Origin of the sequence: Stutzerimonas kunmingensis, assembly GCF_900114065.1 — a bacterium.
GTDB classification, from domain to species: Bacteria; Pseudomonadota; Gammaproteobacteria; order Pseudomonadales; family Pseudomonadaceae; genus Stutzerimonas; species Stutzerimonas kunmingensis.
Genome location: NZ_FORS01000003.1, coordinates 480816 through 497589 on the forward strand (window position 1 = coordinate 480816; position 16774 = coordinate 497589).

At 62.1% G+C, this 16774-nt stretch carries 9 protein-coding genes; 5 read left to right on the forward strand and 4 right to left on the reverse strand.

Going from position 1 to position 16774, the window contains the following annotated elements; all coding sequences use genetic code 11:
• The first annotated feature begins 60 nt into the window (after positions 1–60).
• Together BM275_RS10260 and BM275_RS10265 are read left to right on the forward strand one after the other, a co-directional pair.
• Positions 61–1350 carry a GGDEF domain-containing protein gene (locus BM275_RS10260; protein WP_090520991.1) on the forward strand — a complete coding sequence of 430 codons (1290 nt, stop codon included), beginning with the start codon at positions 61–63 and terminating at the stop codon, positions 1348–1350.
• 139 nt (positions 1351–1489) lie between these two features.
• Positions 1490–3268 (forward strand): acyl-CoA dehydrogenase C-terminal domain-containing protein, encoded by a 1779-nt coding sequence (locus tag BM275_RS10265; protein WP_090520993.1) that lies wholly within the window; start codon positions 1490–1492, stop codon positions 3266–3268.
• A 414-nt stretch (positions 3269–3682) separates the two neighbouring features.
• On the opposite strand, the gene msrA is transcribed toward BM275_RS10265, so the two are convergent.
• Positions 3683–4330: a peptide-methionine (S)-S-oxide reductase MsrA gene (gene msrA, locus BM275_RS10270; RefSeq protein ID WP_090520995.1), complete on the reverse strand. Its 648-nt coding sequence runs from the start codon at positions 4328–4330 to the stop codon at positions 3683–3685.
• A gap of 111 nt (positions 4331–4441) precedes the next feature.
• Positions 4442–7114: a bifunctional diguanylate cyclase/phosphodiesterase gene (locus BM275_RS10275; RefSeq protein WP_041015857.1), complete on the reverse strand. Its 2673-nt coding sequence runs from the start codon at positions 7112–7114 to the stop codon at positions 4442–4444.
• A 149-nt stretch (positions 7115–7263) separates the two neighbouring features.
• Here BM275_RS10275 and BM275_RS10280 point away from each other — a divergent pair, with 149 nt between their 5' ends.
• Positions 7264–7752 carry a hypothetical protein gene (locus BM275_RS10280; RefSeq protein ID WP_014818874.1) on the forward strand — a complete coding sequence of 163 codons (489 nt, stop codon included), beginning with the start codon at positions 7264–7266 and terminating at the stop codon, positions 7750–7752.
• A gap of 87 nt (positions 7753–7839) precedes the next feature.
• On the opposite strand, the gene aceF is transcribed toward BM275_RS10280, so the two are convergent.
• Positions 7840–9846 (reverse strand): dihydrolipoyllysine-residue acetyltransferase, encoded by a 2007-nt coding sequence (aceF, locus tag BM275_RS10285; protein ID WP_090520997.1) that lies wholly within the window; start codon positions 9844–9846, stop codon positions 7840–7842.
• Positions 9847–9873: 27 nt separating this feature from the next.
• Positions 9874–12519 carry a pyruvate dehydrogenase (acetyl-transferring), homodimeric type gene (gene aceE, locus BM275_RS10290; protein WP_041016067.1) on the reverse strand — a complete coding sequence of 882 codons (2646 nt, stop codon included), beginning with the start codon at positions 12517–12519 and terminating at the stop codon, positions 9874–9876.
• A 266-nt stretch (positions 12520–12785) separates the two neighbouring features.
• On the opposite strand from aceE, the gene glnE reads away from it, so the two are divergent.
• Positions 12786–15731, forward strand: a complete 2946-nt coding sequence (gene glnE, locus BM275_RS10295; RefSeq protein ID WP_044313855.1) for a bifunctional [glutamate--ammonia ligase]-adenylyl-L-tyrosine phosphorylase/[glutamate--ammonia-ligase] adenylyltransferase — start codon at positions 12786–12788, stop codon at positions 15729–15731.
• 49 nt (positions 15732–15780) lie between these two features.
• On the forward strand, positions 15781–16704 hold the full coding sequence (gene ilvE / locus BM275_RS10300) for a branched-chain-amino-acid transaminase (protein ID WP_090520999.1): 924 nt from the start codon (positions 15781–15783) through the stop codon (positions 16702–16704).
• The last annotated feature ends 70 nt before the right edge of the window (positions 16705–16774 follow it).

Sequence of the window (16774 nt, forward strand, 5' to 3'; positions counted from 1 at the left end):
GCACAACTGGGAGCAAGAAGGCAAAATGCTAGCTTTTCTCGGCAGCATGCCGGAGTTGCCGTGTCGCGTACCGTCCCGCCTCGCTTCAGCCATTTTCTCGCGCCATTGGCCCTGTTGCTCGGCGGAGAGGTCATCGCGCGTCAGGTTTCGCTGAACGAGTTCTTCACGTCGCTCTATAACGTCCTGCCGACCGTACTGCTGTTGCTCGGCGGTGCGCTTTGCATGATGTACGGCCGCATCCGCGAGCTGTTTCTGCTGCTCTGCGTCTATCTTGCCTATTTCCTCCTCGATATCCACGCCGATCACTACCGGGCGCATGGCACTCTGCTGGACGATACTGCACTGACCTTTCATCTCTGCAGCTTGCTGCTGCCGCTGCTTTACGGCCTGTATGGCGTGTGGCGAGAGCGCAGTCACCTAGCGCAGGACGGCCTGGCCCGTGCCGCCGTGCTGTTTGCCGTCGGCGTCGTCGCCGTGGCGCTGGCAAAGCGGTTTCCGGAAGCGTTACATGCCTGGCTGGTGGTGATTCGCTGGCCCGCGCTCAAGGCCGACTGGCTCCCGCTCATCCAGCTGGCGTATCCGGTGTTCCTCGTGGCGTTGGTGTTGCTGATCGTCCAGTACCTTCGCCAGCCGCGACCCTCCCATGCGGCGCAGATCATCGCGCTGCTCGGCATTCTGCTGATGCTGCCGCAGACGTTCAGCCGCTATGCCGCCCTCAACATTCTGAGCAGCCATGTGCTGCTGATGCTGGTGACGGCAATCGCTCATGAGGCTTATCTCATGGCCTTTCGTGACGAGCTGACCGGCCTGCCTGGGCGTCGCGCTCTGAATGAGCGACTGCAGCGCCTGGGGCGGCAGTATGTGCTGGCGATGGCTGATGTGGACCACTTCAAGCGCTTCAACGATACCTATGGTCACGACGTCGGTGATCAGGTGCTGAAGATGGTTGCCAGCCGGCTGCGCAAGATCGGCGGCGGTGGGCGCGCCTATCGTTATGGCGGTGAGGAATTCACTCTGGTATTTCCTGGGCACAGTATCGAGGAGTGCCTGCCGCACCTCGAGGCGGTACGCCAGTCGGTGGAGGCTTATGCCCTGCAGCTGCGTGACGCAGACAATCGGCCGAAGGATGATCGGCGCGGCCGTATGGCCCGGGGAGCGGCGTCGGCGAACCAGGTCTCGGTGACCATCAGCATCGGAGTGGCGGAGCGACAAGGCGAGCAGCGCAGTCCGGAAGAAGTGATCAAGGCCGCCGACCAAGCGCTGTACAGTGCAAAAAAAGCAGGAAGAAACTGTCTGCGAGTGCACGGCAGCGGCCGCGGTGCGGTGCGTATGGCCGAGCATTCGCGTTAGGGTTGCAGTGGTATTGATAGTGACCGGCAAAAACTATCTGGTCATAAAAAGACGCTTAATCCTGTCCTGGTTATTCGGTTAGACTCGCTGGAAACGGTCCATAGTGGCCGCAACCCAGTGTCTTGCGAGGAACCTTGCCATGGCCGACTATCAAGCGCCGCTGCGCGACATGCGTTTTGTCCTGAATGAAGTCTTCGACGCGCCGAAACTCTGGCAGTCGCTGCCAGCGCTGGCCGAGGTGGTCGATGCCGAGACGGCCGATGCAATTCTCGAGGAAGCTGGCAAGATCACCGCCAATAGCATCGCGCCGCTGAACCGCAGCGGTGACGAAGAAGGCTGCCGCTGGGACGCCGGGGCGGTTTCTACGCCCGCCGGCTACCGCGAGGCTTATCAGCTATACGCCGAAGGCGGCTGGGTCGGCGTCGGTGGCGATCCAGCGTTCGGCGGGATGGGCATGCCCAAGGTCATCTCGGCTCAGGTTGAGGAGATGATGAACTCCGCCAGTCTGGCCTTCGGCCTCTATCCGATGCTGACGTCCGGCGCCTGCCTGTCGATCTACGCCCACGCCAGCGAGGAGCTCAAGCAGAAGTACCTGCCGAACATGTATGCCGGTGTCTGGTCCGGCTCCATGTGTCTGACCGAACCTCATGCCGGTACCGACCTCGGCATTATCCGCACCAAGGCGGAGCCGCAGGCAGACGGCTCCTACAAGATCAGCGGCACCAAGATATTCATCACCGGCGGCGAGCATGACCTGACCGAGAACATCATCCACCTGGTGCTGGCCAAGCTGCCGGATGCGCCAGCTGGCTCCCGCGGCATCTCGTTGTTCCTGGTGCCGAAGGTGATGGTCAACGAGGACGGCACCCTGGGTGAGCGCAACTCGCTGTCCTGCGGTTCCATCGAGCACAAGATGGGTATCCAGGCCTCGGCGACCTGCGTGATGAACTTCGACGGTGCCACCGGCTGGATGGTCGGCGAGCCGAACAAGGGCCTCGCAGCGATGTTCACCATGATGAACTACGAGCGTCTGGGCGTCGGTATTCAGGGCCTGTCGACTGGCGAGCGCTCCTATCAGAGCGCCATCGAGTATGCCCGCGAGCGTATCCAGAGCCGCGCACCGACCGGGCCGATTGCGCAGGACAAGGCAGCCGATCCGATCATCGTGCATCCGGATGTGCGCCGCATGCTGCTGACCATGAAGGCGCTGAACGAGGGTGGTCGCGCGTTCTCCAGTTATGTCGCGCTGCAGCTCGATATCGCCAAGTTCAGTGACGACGACGAGGCGCGGCTGCGAGCCGAGGCGCAGGTGGCGCTGCTGACACCGGTAGCCAAGGCCTTCCTCACTGACATGGGGCTGGAAACCACGGTACATGGCCAGCAGATTTTCGGCGGCCATGGCTTCATCCGCGAGTGGGGCCAGGAGCAGCTGGTGCGTGACTGCCGCATTACCCAGATATACGAGGGCACCAACGGCATTCAAGCGCTGGACCTGGTTGGGCGCAAGATCGTCGGCAGTGGTGGCACCATGTATCAGGCCTTCGTCGATGAAATTCGTGCATTCATCGCTGATGCCGCTCCAGAGCTGGCGGAGTTCACCGAGCCCCTCAAGGCTGCCATGGACAATCTGGATGAGCTGACCGCCTGGGTCATCGATCAGGCCAAGGTGAATCCGAACGAAATCGGCGCCGCCTCGGTGGAGTACCTGCACGTGTTCGGCTACACCGCTTATGCGTACATGTGGGCACGCATGGCGGCGACGGCATTCGCCAAACAGGATGAAGGCGACTTCTACCAGAGCAAGCTGGGAACCGCGCGTTTCTACTTTGCTCGCCTGTTGCCGCGAATTCATTCGCTGAGTGCTTCGGTCAAGGCCGGAAGCGAGTCGCTGTACCTGCTCGACGCTGCTCAATTCTGAGAAGCCGCGGCTTAATCTAAAGGCAATATGAAATTATTTGGCCATGACGCGGAACGATTAAGCCGCCCTTCAGGTCATAAAAACCGCACCATGTAAGCCTGGACTTACAGCATTGCATCAAGGATGACGCGATGTAGGAAAAGGCTTACAAGGCGTGATGCACAATGGCTACTACAGGCTCACAAGGTCTGACGGTAATCTACTGCTTAAGGACGTGGCGCATGGAAAGCGCAAATCAATAAAACGGACCACACAGGGAGCGGCGCCAGGATGGCGCGCGATCATGGATGTCAGGATTCAGTCTGCAGAGCCCCGCTTCGGCGGGGTTTTTCTTTTCTGCTTAGTTCTTATGCCAGCAGTCAGCCATTCAGGCGGCCTTGCGACCGCTTAGGCTTAGCCCGACTTCCCTCGGCATCAATTCGGCAGGCACACACCAGTCCCACCAAGCCCGCAATATCCCCCAGGATTCTTTGCCAGATACTGCTGGTGATAGGCCTCTGCGTAGTAGAACGACGGTGCATCGTCTATCTCGGTGGTGATGGCCGGAAAGCCCGCTGCGCTTAGTTGCCGCTGGAAACGTTCACGGCTTGCCTCTGCCTCGCGGCGCTGCTGTGCATCCATGCAGTAGATCGCCGAACGGTACTGGCTGCCGACATCATTACCCTGCCGCATCCCCTGGGTCGGGTTGTGCGCCTCCCAAAAAACGCGTAGCAGCGCGCCGTAGTCGATCTGCTGAGGATCGAAGACCACCAGTACCGCCTCCGTATGCCCGGTAAGCCCGGAACAGACTTCATCGTACGTCGGGTTCGGGGTCAGGCCTCCGACATAGCCGACAGCCGTTGTCCACACTCCCGGCTGCTCCCAGAACCGGCGTTCCGCTCCCCAGAAGCAGCCCATGCCAAACACCGCCTGGCAAAGCCCTGCTGGAAAGGGTGGCTGCAGCGGGTTGCCGTTGACGTAGTGGTCGGGGGGGACCGGTATGGGTGTCGAGCGGCCGGGCAAGGCCTGCTCGGCGGTGGGCAGTGCCTGTTTGTTGATCAGAATCTGCGAGCGTAGCGACATGCGAGCCTCGAGCGGGGAAGGTGGCTGACAAGCTAGGCTACAAAAGCCCGGGAGCCAGTGAAAGCGCCACGGCTACCACGCGTCGCAGAGTTCTGCGCAAACGGCTGGCGCTCAGCACCAACGGGGGTAGCGGCGCAGAGCCTCGGTCAGGATGTTGCCGGGGATCGGCTTGTCGAACAGGTAGCCCTGACCGATATCACAGCGATGACGACGCAGGAATTTCAGCTGCTCCGGTGTTTCGATTCCTTCAGCGACGACCTTCAGGTGCAGCTTGCGGGCCATGGCGATCACTGCCGAGGTGATCTCCACGTCGTCCTGGTTGCCCGGGATGTCCTTGATAAAGCTGCGATCGATCTTGATCACGTCGATGGGGAATTTCTTCAGGTAGCTCAGCGAGGAATACCCCGTGCCGAAGTCGTCCATGGCCAGCGTCAGGCCGAGCGCCTTGAGGCCGATCAGCTGCTGTCGGGTTTCCTCGGTGGCTTCGAGCAGGAGGCTTTCTGTCAGCTCCAGCTCCAGCTGCGCGGCGGGAAGTTGCTCTTCGAGCAGAATTGCGGCGATCGTGCCAAGCAGATCCGGATCCGAGAACTGCTTGGGTGAAAGGTTGATTGCGATCTGGGGCGTGCCAAGGCCTAGCGCTGACAGGGTGACGCCCATCCGGCACGCCTCCCGCGCGACCCACTTGCCGATCGGGATGATCAGCCCGGTTTCTTCCGCGACGCTGATGAACTGATCCGGGCGGATCATGCCCTTTTCCGGATGGTTCCAGCGCAGCAGCGCTTCCAGCCCCTGCAGCCGGCCGGTATGCAGGCATAGCTTGGGCTGGTAGAACACTTCCAACTCGTTCTGCAGCAGCGCACGGCGCAGGTTGTTCTCGACGAACAGCTTGTAGTTGGCTTCGGCATGCAGGGCTTCGGTGAATATCTGCACCTGGTTCTTGCCGTTCGCCTTGGCCTTGTGCAGCGCTTGCCCGGCATGCTTCATCAGCGTTTCCGGGTCACGCCCGTGCTGGGGCGAGCACGCCAGCCCCAGGGACCCGCTGACGCTGATCAGCTGCTTGTCGACGAATAGCGGCTTATCGAGGATGCGCAGCACCTGGTCTGCCAGGCGGACGCCTTCGTCCAGTCCCTTGTCATCGAACAGCAGGGCGAACTCGTTGCTGGCAAAGCGTGCCAGTACGGCCTGCTGGCTGAGTCCGTTGCGCAGTCGCCGGGCAAGGCTGGTGAGCAGCTTGTCGCCGGTCTGGTGGCCGAGGCTGTCGTTGATGCGCTTGAAGTTGTCGATGTCCACCAGCAACAGGCAGAGCCTGGGCTCGGCCCCGGCGGCAAAACGCTCCTCGATGCTGCGAATGAAGTACGGGCGATTGCCCAGGTTGGTCAGGTTGTCGGTATAGGCCAGACGCTCGATATGCTGATGCGCCAGTTTGCTGCGGGTGATGTCCTCGTAGATGCCGATGTAGTGGGTCAGCGCGCCTTCTTCATTGAAGACCTTGGAGATGGAAAGCTGACCCCAGTACGGCTCGAGGTTCTTGCGTCGGGAGCGGAACTCGCCCTGCCAGCTGTTGCTGTGGGCAAGTACCGAAGAGGTGTCGAACAGCAGCTCGCCGAGGTTTTCCAGAGCCTTCAGATCGGCCAGACGCTGACCGCGTACCTCGGCTGAGGAAAACTGGCTGATGACGGTGAATGCCGGATTCACATATTCCACCCGGCCTTCTCGGTCGACCAGGATGAAGGCACTGGCGCTCTGTTCCACGGCGCGCTGGAACAGGCCGAGCATATGGGTTGCGCTGAGCCGCTGCTGATTGGCCAGCACCTGCGCATACTGATCGGCCAGTTCGCCGGCGAAGGCGATCTCGTCGGCCTGCCATGCGCGCGGTTTGCCTGTGTGTTGCAGGCTGAGAACGCCGATTACCTCCCCACCTACTCGAATGCTGGCGTCCAGGATCGAGCGAACGCCCTGCGGGCGATAGATAAGCTGGTCAAGTTCGCAGGTGCGGTGATCCTGGGACACGTCCTGCGCATCGACGGCGCGACCGCTCTGCAGCGCCTGCAAGTAGCGGGGAAAGGGTGCGAGTTCCAGGGCTGAGGGCGTTTCGTAATGGTCGCTGTCGAGTCGGTAGCACGACACTGGCTCCAGGCGCGTGCCGTCCAGATGCCAGATTGTCGCGCGGTTCAGCTCGTAGACTTCGCAGGCGGCCTGGGTGATCAGCTGTGCCGCTTCCAGTTCCGGATTGGCGGAGCCGTAGCGATGCCGAGCCAGCCTGACGATCAGGCTCTGCTGGGTGCGCGAACGCAGCATGTGCTCGATGTGTTCGTCCTGGGCTTGCTGATGTTGCTGCAGCGCCGTGCGCAGTCGGGCGTTCTGCGCCCTGAGATCCTGATCCGATTCAGGCTGGCGTCCGGGCATCAGATAGCCCCTGAGCAGCTCGCGACCATACTGCTGGCAAACTTCGCCGAGTTCAGTGATGTCCTGCACGCCGTCAGGCGTGTGCAGTCGATAGCTGACTGAATAGTGGCTGCGGCCTGTCAGCTGTTGCTGAATCTCTTCGTGTAGCTGGTGACGGACGCTGGGCTCCATCAGGCTGGCGTAGGGGGCGTCGACCAGGGAGCAAAGGTCGCCGGCGGAAACACCGAGATAACGCTCGCACGCGGGATCGAGAAACAGCAGTGTCCAGCTGGACTCGTTCAAGCGCTCGAAACGCAGCATGCCGAGCCGTGAAGGCACTGGCAACTGCGTCACAACCTCGGTCGCCAGACGGCTGGCGGCATCGGTATGTATTTTCATCGAGCGGTTGGCTTCCAGTATGCTCCACGGAGTCGGGCTGGCCTGTGCTCCAGGCGCCGTTCCAGCGAAGGACGATGGCTAAATAATATTAATTTCGGCAAGGGTGCATCATGCGACAGGGACTGACAAGTCGGCTTGCAAAGTTAGTGATGGTCTCGGTTCTCTGCGTGATCGGAACACCTCTGATCGCGAGTGAAGTGGTGGAGTTCGGCTCGGATGAGTCGGCACGCTATCTCACTGAATTGAAAAAGCTTTATCTCACCAGCAGCGATCGCGAAGCGCTGCTTGCGCATAGTAACGGATTGCTCGATACCTACGCATTGCGAGCGGGTTATCAGGTTGGTCAGGCCAATCCGCAGGACTTTCTCTACGAGCTGAGCGTGGCCACTCCTGGCGAGTTGCGCATACGCGAGGAAGTCCGCAGCAGCAGCGGCGGTGTTGCCGTGCGCAACCGCAGTCTGTCGGTATTCGGGCTTGATCCCTATCTGCAATATCAGTGTCCTGCGCAAGGGTTCAGTTGTTCGATCAGCAGCCCCATCGACGGCCTGCCCTTGCTGGTCATTCTGCGCGACCCCCAGGGTGCCGAAGAGCTGGCCAAGGCACTGTCTTTTCTGATTCGTAATCTGCAGAAGGGTTGACGCAGCAGTTGGTGCGCGTGATCCCTGCACAATAGAAAACGCCGCATCTTCTTCAGAGGATGCGGCGTTTTTCGTTTGGCTCAGCCGTTACAGCAGCAGGGTGCGGATATCCGCCAGCAGCTCCGACAGCCGTTTGGTGAAGCGTGCGGCAGCAGCCCCGTTGATTACACGGTGATCGTAGGACAGCGAGAGCGGCAACATCAGGCGCGGCTCGAATGCCTTGCCGTCCCAGACTGGCTGCATCGTCGCCTTGGATACCCCGAGAATCGCCACTTCCGGCGCGTTGACGATCGGCGTGAAGCCGGTGCCGCCAATGTGGCCAAGGCTGGAAATGGTGAAGCAGGCACCCTGCATGGCGTCAGGCGAGAGCTTCTTGCTGCGCGCTTTCTCTGCCAGCGCGGCCGCTTCGCCAGCCAACTGCAGCAAACTCTTCTGATCCACGTTCTTGATCACCGGGACCATCAGGCCATCCGGCGTATCCACGGCGAAGCCGATGTGCACGTACTTCTTGCGGATCAGTGCCTTGCCGCTTGGCGCCAGCGAGCTGTTGAAGTCCGGCAGCTCCTTGAGCAGGTGCGCACACGCCTTGAGCAACAACGGCAGCACGGTGAGCTTGACGCCGGCCTTCTCGGCGGCAGCCTTCTGGGAGACGCGGAAAGCCTCCAGTTCGGTGATGTCGGCCGATTCGAACTGGGTCACGTGCGGTACGTTCAGCCAGCTGCGGTGCAGGTTGGCTGCGCCGATCTGCATCAGGCGCGACATCGCGACCTCTTCGACTTCGCCGAACTTGCTGAAGTCCACGGCCGGGATCGGCGGAATGCCGGCACCGCCCGAGGCACCTTCGGCCGGAGCCTGCTTGGCCTTGTGCAGCATGTTTTTGACGTATGCCTGGACATCCTCCTTGAGAATCCGACCCTTGGGACCGGTGGCCGGAACATCGGCCAGGTCGACGCCGTACTCGCGCGCGGTCATGCGAACCGCCGGCCCGGCGTGAACCTTGGTGCCGGCCTTGCTCGGACCGCTGACGGCCGGAGCCGGCGTCGCCGCGGCCTTTGCCTCCGGTACGCCCTGCTTGTTCGGTGCGACGGCCTGCTGCTGGGAAACGGCCTCCTGCGGCCTGCTCTCGGCCTTTTTCGCTGGCGCCGAGCCCTGGACCTTGAGGGTCAGGATCAGGTCGCCAGTCTTGGCATCGTCACCCACCTTGATCGACAGCGACTCCACCACGCCCGCCTTGGGCGCCGGAATTTCCATGCTGGCCTTGTCGGATTCCAAGGTGATCAGCGACTGGTCTGCCTCGACGCTGTCGCCGGCCTTGATCATGACTTCGATGACCTTGGCGCTGCCGCTGGAACCGATGTCCGGAATACGAACCTCCTCCACGGACTCGCCTGCAGTTTCGGCCGGTGCTTCTGCGGCCTGCTCGGTCAGTTTCTCCTTGGCCGGGCCTTGTGCCTGGCTGGCCGGAGCACTGGCCGCTGCCGGCTTGCTCGAGGCGGTACCCTTGAGGATCAGGATCAGGTCGCCGGTACCGACTTCGTCGCCCACCTTGACCGAAATGCTCTCGACTACGCCAGCGGCTGGAGAGGGGATCTCCATGCTGGCCTTGTCGGACTCGAGAGTGATCAGCGGTTGCTCGGCGGCGATGGTATCGCCGGCCTTCACTGAAATCTCGATCACGCTGGCCTTGCCGGAGGAGCCGATGTCCGGAACCTTGATTTCCTGCGACTCGCCTTCCTCGGCTGAGGCCGAGGGGTTTTCATCGCTCGGAGGCGTAGGTGCTTCGGCTTCATCAGTCGGGCCGCCAGTGCTGGCAGCGGCAGGCTCGGCCGCGGCTTGCGCCGGCGCTTCGCTGTCAGTTCCTTCTTCGCTTTCCAGCTCAAGTAGCTCGTCACCTTCTTTCAGGCGGTCGCCGAGCTTGACCTTCAAGGCCTTCACGACGCCAGCCTTGGGTGCCGGGATTTCCATGCTGGCCTTGTCGGACTCCAGCGTCAGGATGCTCTGGTCCGCTTCGATACGGTCGCCGACCTTGACGAACAACTCGATTACTTCACCCTCACCGCTGCCGATGTCGGGTACGCGTATGGTTTCACTCACAATAGGTTCTCCTGTGCGCACGCAGCATCAGCAATCCAGCGGATTGCGCTTCTCGGGGTCGATACCGAACTCGGTGATGGCATTGGCCACCACGGTGCGTTCGATGGCGCCGCGATCGGCGAGTGCCTGCAGTGCCGCGACGGCAACCCAGCGGCGGTCGACTTCGAAGAAGTCACGCAGCTTGGCGCGCGAGTCGCTGCGGCCGAAGCCGTCAGTGCCGAGCACCTGGTATTCGCGCGACGGAACCCACTGACGAATCTGATCGGCGAACAGCTTCATGTAGTCGGTCGAGGCCACTACCGGGCCTTCGCGGCCTTCCAGACACTGCTCGACATAGCTCTTGCGCGGCTCCTCTGTCGGGTGCAGACGGTTCCAGCGGTCGACCGCCAGGCCATCGCGACGCAGCTCGTTGAAGCTGGTTACGCTCCAGACGTCGGCGCCGACACCCATCTTGGCGAGGATGTCCACTGCAGCACGCACTTCACGCAGGATGGTGCCCGAGCCCAGCAGCTGTACACGGTGCTTGAAGTCGCCCTTGGCTTCCTCGAGCAGGTACATGCCCTTGATGATGCCGTCCTCGACACCCTGCGGCATGGCCGGCTGCTGGTAGTTCTCGTTCATCACGGTGATGTAGTAGTAGACGCTCTTCTGCAGCTCCATCATTTCGTGCATGCCGTGATGCATGATTACCGCCAGCTCATAGCCGTAGGTGGGGTCATAGCTGCGGCAGTTGGGGATGGTGCTGGCGAGGATGTGGCTATGCCCGTCCTCGTGCTGCAGGCCTTCGCCGTTCAGGGTGGTGCGTCCGGAGGTGCCACCGAGCAGGAAACCACGGGTCTGGGCATCGCCGGCCGCCCAGGCCAGGTCGCCGATCCGCTGGAAGCCAAACATCGAATAGAAGATGTAGACCGGCAGCATCGGCTGGTTGTAGTTGCTGTAGGCGGTACCCGCCGCGATGAACGAGGAGAAGGCACCCGCTTCGTTCAGGCCTTCCTGCAGGATCTGGCCGTCCTTCTCTTCGCGGTAGTACATCACCTGATCACGGTCGACCGGCTCGTAAAGCTGCCCCACCGGGGAATAGATACCCAGCTGACGGAACATGCCTTCCATGCCGAAGGTGCGCGCCTCGTCGGCGAGGATCGGCACGATGCGCTTGCCCAGATCCTTGTCCTTCACCAGCTGCGACAGGATCCGACCGAACGCCATGGTGGTGGAGATCTCGCGATCACCGGAACCGTCGAGCACTGCTTTGAGGGTGTCCAATGGCGGCGTCGGGATGCTGAAGCTCTTCGGACGGCGCTGCGGCAGCGAGCCACCGAGTTTCTCGCGGCACTTGCGCAGGTAGCGCATCTCGGCGCTGTCTTCGGCCGGGCGGTAGAACGGCAGTTCTTCGAGCTGCGAATCGTTGACCGGGATGTCGAAGCGGTCGCGGAATTTCTTCAGGCTGTCGATATCGACTTTCTTGGTGTTGTGGGCGATGTTCTTCGCCTCACCGGCACCGGTGCCGTAACCCTTGATGGTCTTGGCCAGGATGACTGTCGGCTGGCCCTTGTGGTTGACCGCCTGGTGGTAGGCCGCATAGACCTTGTACGGATCGTGGCCGCCGCGGTTGAGCTTCCAGACTTCCTCGTCGGACATGCTCTCGACACGCTTGAGCAGCTCGGGATCGGCACCGAAGAAATGCTTGCGCACATAGGCGCCGTCTTTGGCCTTGTAGTTCTGGTATTCGCCGTCGATGGCTTCGTCCATGCGGCGCTGCATGCGGCCGTCTTCGTCGGCGGCGAACAGTGGGTCCCACAGGCGGCCCCAGACGACCTTGTTGACGTTCCAGTTGGCGCCTTTGAATACGCCTTCCAGCTCCTGGATGATCTTGCTGTTGCCGCGTACCGGACCGTCCAGACGCTGCAGGTTGCAGTTGATGACGAACACCAGGTTGTCGAGATTTTCACGACCGGCCAGGGAAATGGCGCCGAGGGTTTCCGGCTCGTCGCACTCGCCGTCACCGATGAAGCACCAGACGCGTTGCTTGCCTTTCGGAATGAAGCCGCGGTTCTCCAGGTACTTCATGAAGCGCGCCTGGTAGATCGCAGTGATCGGGCCGAGACCCATGGACACGGTCGGGAACTGCCAGAAGTCCGGCATCAGGTGCGGGTGCGGGTAGCTCGACAGGCCTTGTCCGTCCACTTCCTGGCGGAAGTTGAGCATCTGGTCTTCGCTCAGGCGGCCTTCGAGAAAGGCGCGGGCGTAAATGCCAGGGGAGGCATGCCCCTGATAGTAGATCAGGTCGCCGCCGTGCTCTTCCGTTGGGGCCTGGAAGAAATAGTTGAAACCGATGTCGTAGAGGGTCGCGCTGGAAGCGAAGGTGGAGATGTGCCCACCCAGATCCGGATCCTTGAGGTTGGCGCGCATCACCATCGCCAGTGCGTTCCAGCGGACCAGGGAGCGAATGCGGCGCTCCATGAACAGGTCGCCAGGCATCTTGGCTTCACGGGTAACGGGGATGGTGTTGCGGTACGGCGTGGTGATGCCGTAGGGCAGGGGGGTGCCGCTACGTGTGGCCAGTTCACCCATCCGGGTCATCAGGTAGTGAGCGCGGTCTTCACCCTCGCGGTCGAGGACGGACTCGAGGGCGTCCAGCCATTCCTGGGTTTCGACGGGATCGAGATCTTGCATGGCTTGCTCCATGGCGGAAAGGCTTCCAGAATCGGTTGCCTGTTCGCGACCGGCTTTGTGGGCCGGTGCGTGTAATGTTCTTGGACGAGTGCCGGGGGTAGGACCGGGCGTCTGTAGTTTTACTACAAAATGACGTCGGGATCAGCCCCCTGAAATACTCTTTAGTAGTAAAACTACAGATCAGCGGCGCTGGCATTTTCCTGAGAAAGGCATCTGCGAGGCTCTGAATCGCGCGGTTTCACTGTGTTGCTGTGAAGGAAACCTCAATGAGTCTGCCATCGCTGGTTGCATTGCCGCCCTCGCTTCTGCCTTTTGTCAGTCGTGCCGAAGAGTCGTTCCTCGCTGCTGCCGGCAGCCTGTCGGATGCCATTGCGGCACGTTGCCGCGCCTGGCTGGTGGAGCAGCGCGAGGCGTTCGGCCGGGTCTGTGCGGCGAGCGACTTCGTCAGCGAACAGGTTAGTCGAGATCCGCAGATGCTGCTGCAGCTGGCCGAGCTGGGCTGGCTGGACAGATCGCTCGCGCCGGCCGAGATGCGTGACGCACTGAGCGAGCAGGTCGCCGCGTGCGACAGCGAGGATGCCCTGGCGCTGACCTTGCGCCGCTTCCGGACCCGCCAGCAGGTGCGGATCATCTGGCGCGACCTGACCCGTCAGGCCGACCTTGCCGAAACCTGTCGCGACCTTTCCGATCTCGCCGATGCGTCGGTCGATCTGGCGTATCACTGGCTGTACACACGCCATTGCGAGCAGTTCGGCGTACCCACCGGGCGTCGCAGCGGCAACCCGCAACACATGGTCATCCTTGGCATGGGCAAGCTGGGCGCCCATGAGCTGAATCTGTCCTCGGACATCGACCTGATCTTCGGGTACCCCGAGGGGGGCGAAACCGTGGGTGCCAAGCGCTCGCTGGACAATCAGGAGTTCTTCGTCCGGCTCGGTCAGCGGCTGATCAAGTCGCTGGACGCCATCACCGTCGATGGCTTCGTCTTCCGCGTCGATATGCGCCTACGCCCGTACGGTTCGTCCGGTCCGCTGGTCTACAGCTTCAACGCGCTGGAACAGTACTACCAGGACCAGGGGCGTGACTGGGAGCGCTACGCGATGATCAAGGCGCGTGTCATCGGTGGCGACCAGCAGGCCGGCAAGGAGCTGCTGGAAATGCTGCGGCCGTTCGTCTATCGGCGCTACCTTGATTTCTCCGCCATCGAAGCGCTGCGCACCATGAAGCAGCTGATCCAGCAGGAAGTGCGGCGCAAGGGCATGGCTTCGAATATCAAGCTGGGTGCCGGTGGCATCCGCGAGGTGGAGTTCATCGCCCAGGCGTTTCAGCTGATTCACGGCGGGCGCGATCTCAGCCTGCAGCAGCGGCCGTTGCTCAAGGTGCTGGCTACCCTGGAAGGTCAGGGCTATCTGCCGGGTGCGGCGGTGAAGGAGCTGCGCGAAGGCTATGAGTTTCTGCGCTATACCGAGCATGCGCTGCAGGCCATCGCTGATCGCCAGACGCAGATGCTGCCGGAGACTGAGGTCGACTGCGCGCGGGTCGCCTTCATGCTCGGTTTCGACAGCTGGCAGGCCTTCCACGAGCAGCTGTTGCACTGGCGTGGGCGTATCGACTGGCATTTTCACCAGGTTATCGCCGACCCGGACGAGGACGAGAATGCCGAAGGCGAGGCGCTGGTCGGCGGCGAGTGGTTGCCGCTGTGGGAGCAGGACTGGGACGAAGAGTTCGCCTGTCGACAGCTGTCCGAAGCCGGGTTCCGTGATGGCCAGGTTGCCTGTCAGCGCCTCGCCGCACTGCGTAATGCCAGTCAGGTCAGGACCATGCAGCGTCTCGGCCGCGAGCGTCTGGATGCCTTCATTCCTCGTTTGCTGGCACAGGCTGTCGAGCAGGACGACCCGGATCTGGTGCTCGAGCGCGTGCTGCCATTGGTCGAGGCGGTGGCCCGGCGTTCGGCCTATCTCGTATTGCTGACCGAAAATCCCGGCGCGCTGCAGCGGTTGCTCGAACTCTGCGCGGCCAGCCCGTGGGTCGCCGAGCAGATCGCGCGGTTCCCGTTGCTGCTCGACGAATTGCTCAACGCCGGTCGTTTGTATAGCCCGCCGCTGGCGCCGGAGCTGGCCGCAGAATTGCGCGAGCGGCTGATGCGTATTCCCGAGGATGACCTCGAGCAGCAGATGGAGGCGCTGCGTCATTTCAAGTTGGCGCATCGCCTGCGCGTCGCAGCCTCGGAGATCGCCGGGACGCTGCCGTTGATGAAGGTCAGTGACTACCTGACCTGGCTGGCGGAGGCCATTCTGCAGGAAGTACTGACCCTGGCCTGGCGCCACACTGTCGCGCGTCATGGTCAGCCGCAGCGCAGCGACGGCACGCTGTGCGATCCGGCCTTCGTCATCGTCGGTTACGGCAAGGTCGGCGGGATCGAGCTCGGTCACGGTTCCGACCTGGATTTGGTGTTCATCCATGACGGCGACCCTGCCGCCGAGACCAATGGCGCCAAGCCCATCGACACCGCGCAGTTCTTTACCCGTCTAGGTCAGCGCATCATTCATCTGCTGACTACCCAGACCACCTCCGGCCAGCTGTACGAGGTGGACATGCGCCTGCGTCCGTCCGGCGCTTCCGGGCTGCTGGTCAGCTCCCTCGGCGCCTTCGAGCGCTACCAGGGCCAGGAAGCCTGGACCTGGGAGCACCAGGCGCTGGTGCGTGCGCGGGTGCTGGTTGGCTGTCCGCAGCTGACTGCCGACTTCGAACGGGTGCGCGCCGGTGTGCTCGGTCGTGAACGTGATCTGGATGCGCTGCGTCGCGAAGTCAGCGACATGCGCGCGAAGATGCGCGACAACCTCGGGACCCGCGCGACACATGCGGGGACTGCCGAGCAAGCCTTCGACGGCGCAGCCGAGTTCAATCTCAAGCAGGACGCCGGTGGTATCGTGGATATCGAATTTATGGTGCAATACGCGGCTTTGGCGTGGTCGCACCAGCATCCCGAACTGCTGCGCTATACCGATAACATCCGCATTCTCGATGGGTTGGAGCAGGCCGGGTTGATGACCGGCGATGAGGTTCGGCTGCTGCAGGATGCCTACAAGGCCTACCGCGCCGCAGCGCACCGGCAATCACTGCAGAAGCAGCCCGGAGTGGTGAGTGGGGATCAATTCCACGACGAGCGCCGCGCTGTCATGCGTATCTGGCGTGAGTTGGGCCTAAGCTGAGCCCCTCGTCGGGCTACTGGCAAATTCGAATTCTGAGGAGCTGGCAACGATGTCGATGGCCGATCGTGATGGCGTCATCTGGTATGACGGCGAACTGGTGCAGTGGCGTGATGCGACCACCCATGTGCTGACCCATACCCTGCACTACGGCATGGGCGTATTCGAAGGCGTACGCGCCTACAACACACCGGACGGCACGGCGATCTTCCGCCTGCAGGCGCACACCGACCGCCTGTTCGATTCGGCACACATCATGAACATGCCGATGCCGTACTCGAAGGAAGAGATCAACGAAGCGACCCGCGCCGCAGTGCGCGAGAACAACCTGGAAAGCGCCTACATCCGCCCGATGGTGTTCTACGGAAGCGAAGGCATGGGCCTGCGCGCCAGCGGCCTGAAAGTGCACGTGATCGTCGCGGCATGGCATTGGGGCGCCTACATGGGCGACGAGGCGCTGGAACTGGGCATCAAGGTGCGCACCAGCTCCTTCACCCGTCACCACGTCAACATCACCATGACCCGCGCCAAGTCCAACGGTGCCTACATCAACTCGATGCTGGCCCTGCAGGAAGCCATTTCCGGTGGCGCTGACGAAGCGTTGATGCTGGATCCTGAAGGCTACGTGGCCGAAGGTTCGGGCGAGAACATCTTCATCATCAAGGATGGCGCGATCTACACCCCGGAAGTGACCGCCTGCCTGAATGGCATCACGCGTGGCACCGTGCTGACCCTGGCCGCCGAGCACGGCCTGAAGGTGGTCGAGAAGCGCATCACCCGCGACGAGGTCTATATCGCTGACGAAGCCTTCTTCACCGGAACTGCCGCAGAGGTGACGCCGATTCGCGAAGTCGATGGCCGCGCCATCGGCATCGGTCGTCGTGGCCCAGTGACCGAAAAGTTGCAGAAGGCCTACTTCGATCTGGTCTCCGGCAAGACCGCTGCTCATGCCGAATGGCGGACACTGGTCAAGTAAGCGCAGGCGCCAAGCTGCACGCGGCCGATGGTTTGCCGCTTGCAGCTTGAGGCTCGTGGCTTGAAGCTGC

Excerpts from the sequence above, each read along its gene's own strand:
- BM275_RS10265 (WP_090520993.1), top strand. The coding sequence starts at position 1,490 with ATGGCCGACTATCAAGCGCCGCTGCGCGACATGCGTTTTGTCCTGAAT.
- msrA (WP_090520995.1), bottom strand. The coding sequence starts at position 4,330 with ATGTCGCTACGCTCGCAGATTCTGATCAACAAACAGGCACTGCCCACC.
- BM275_RS10275 (WP_041015857.1), bottom strand. The coding sequence starts at position 7,114 with ATGAAAATACATACCGATGCCGCCAGCCGTCTGGCGACCGAGGTTGTG.
- BM275_RS10280 (WP_014818874.1), top strand. The coding sequence starts at position 7,264 with ATGGTCTCGGTTCTCTGCGTGATCGGAACACCTCTGATCGCGAGTGAA.
- aceE (WP_041016067.1), bottom strand. The coding sequence starts at position 12,519 with ATGCAAGATCTCGATCCCGTCGAAACCCAGGAATGGCTGGACGCCCTC.
- glnE (WP_044313855.1), top strand. The coding sequence starts at position 12,786 with ATGAGTCTGCCATCGCTGGTTGCATTGCCGCCCTCGCTTCTGCCTTTT.
- ilvE (WP_090520999.1), top strand. The coding sequence starts at position 15,781 with ATGTCGATGGCCGATCGTGATGGCGTCATCTGGTATGACGGCGAACTG.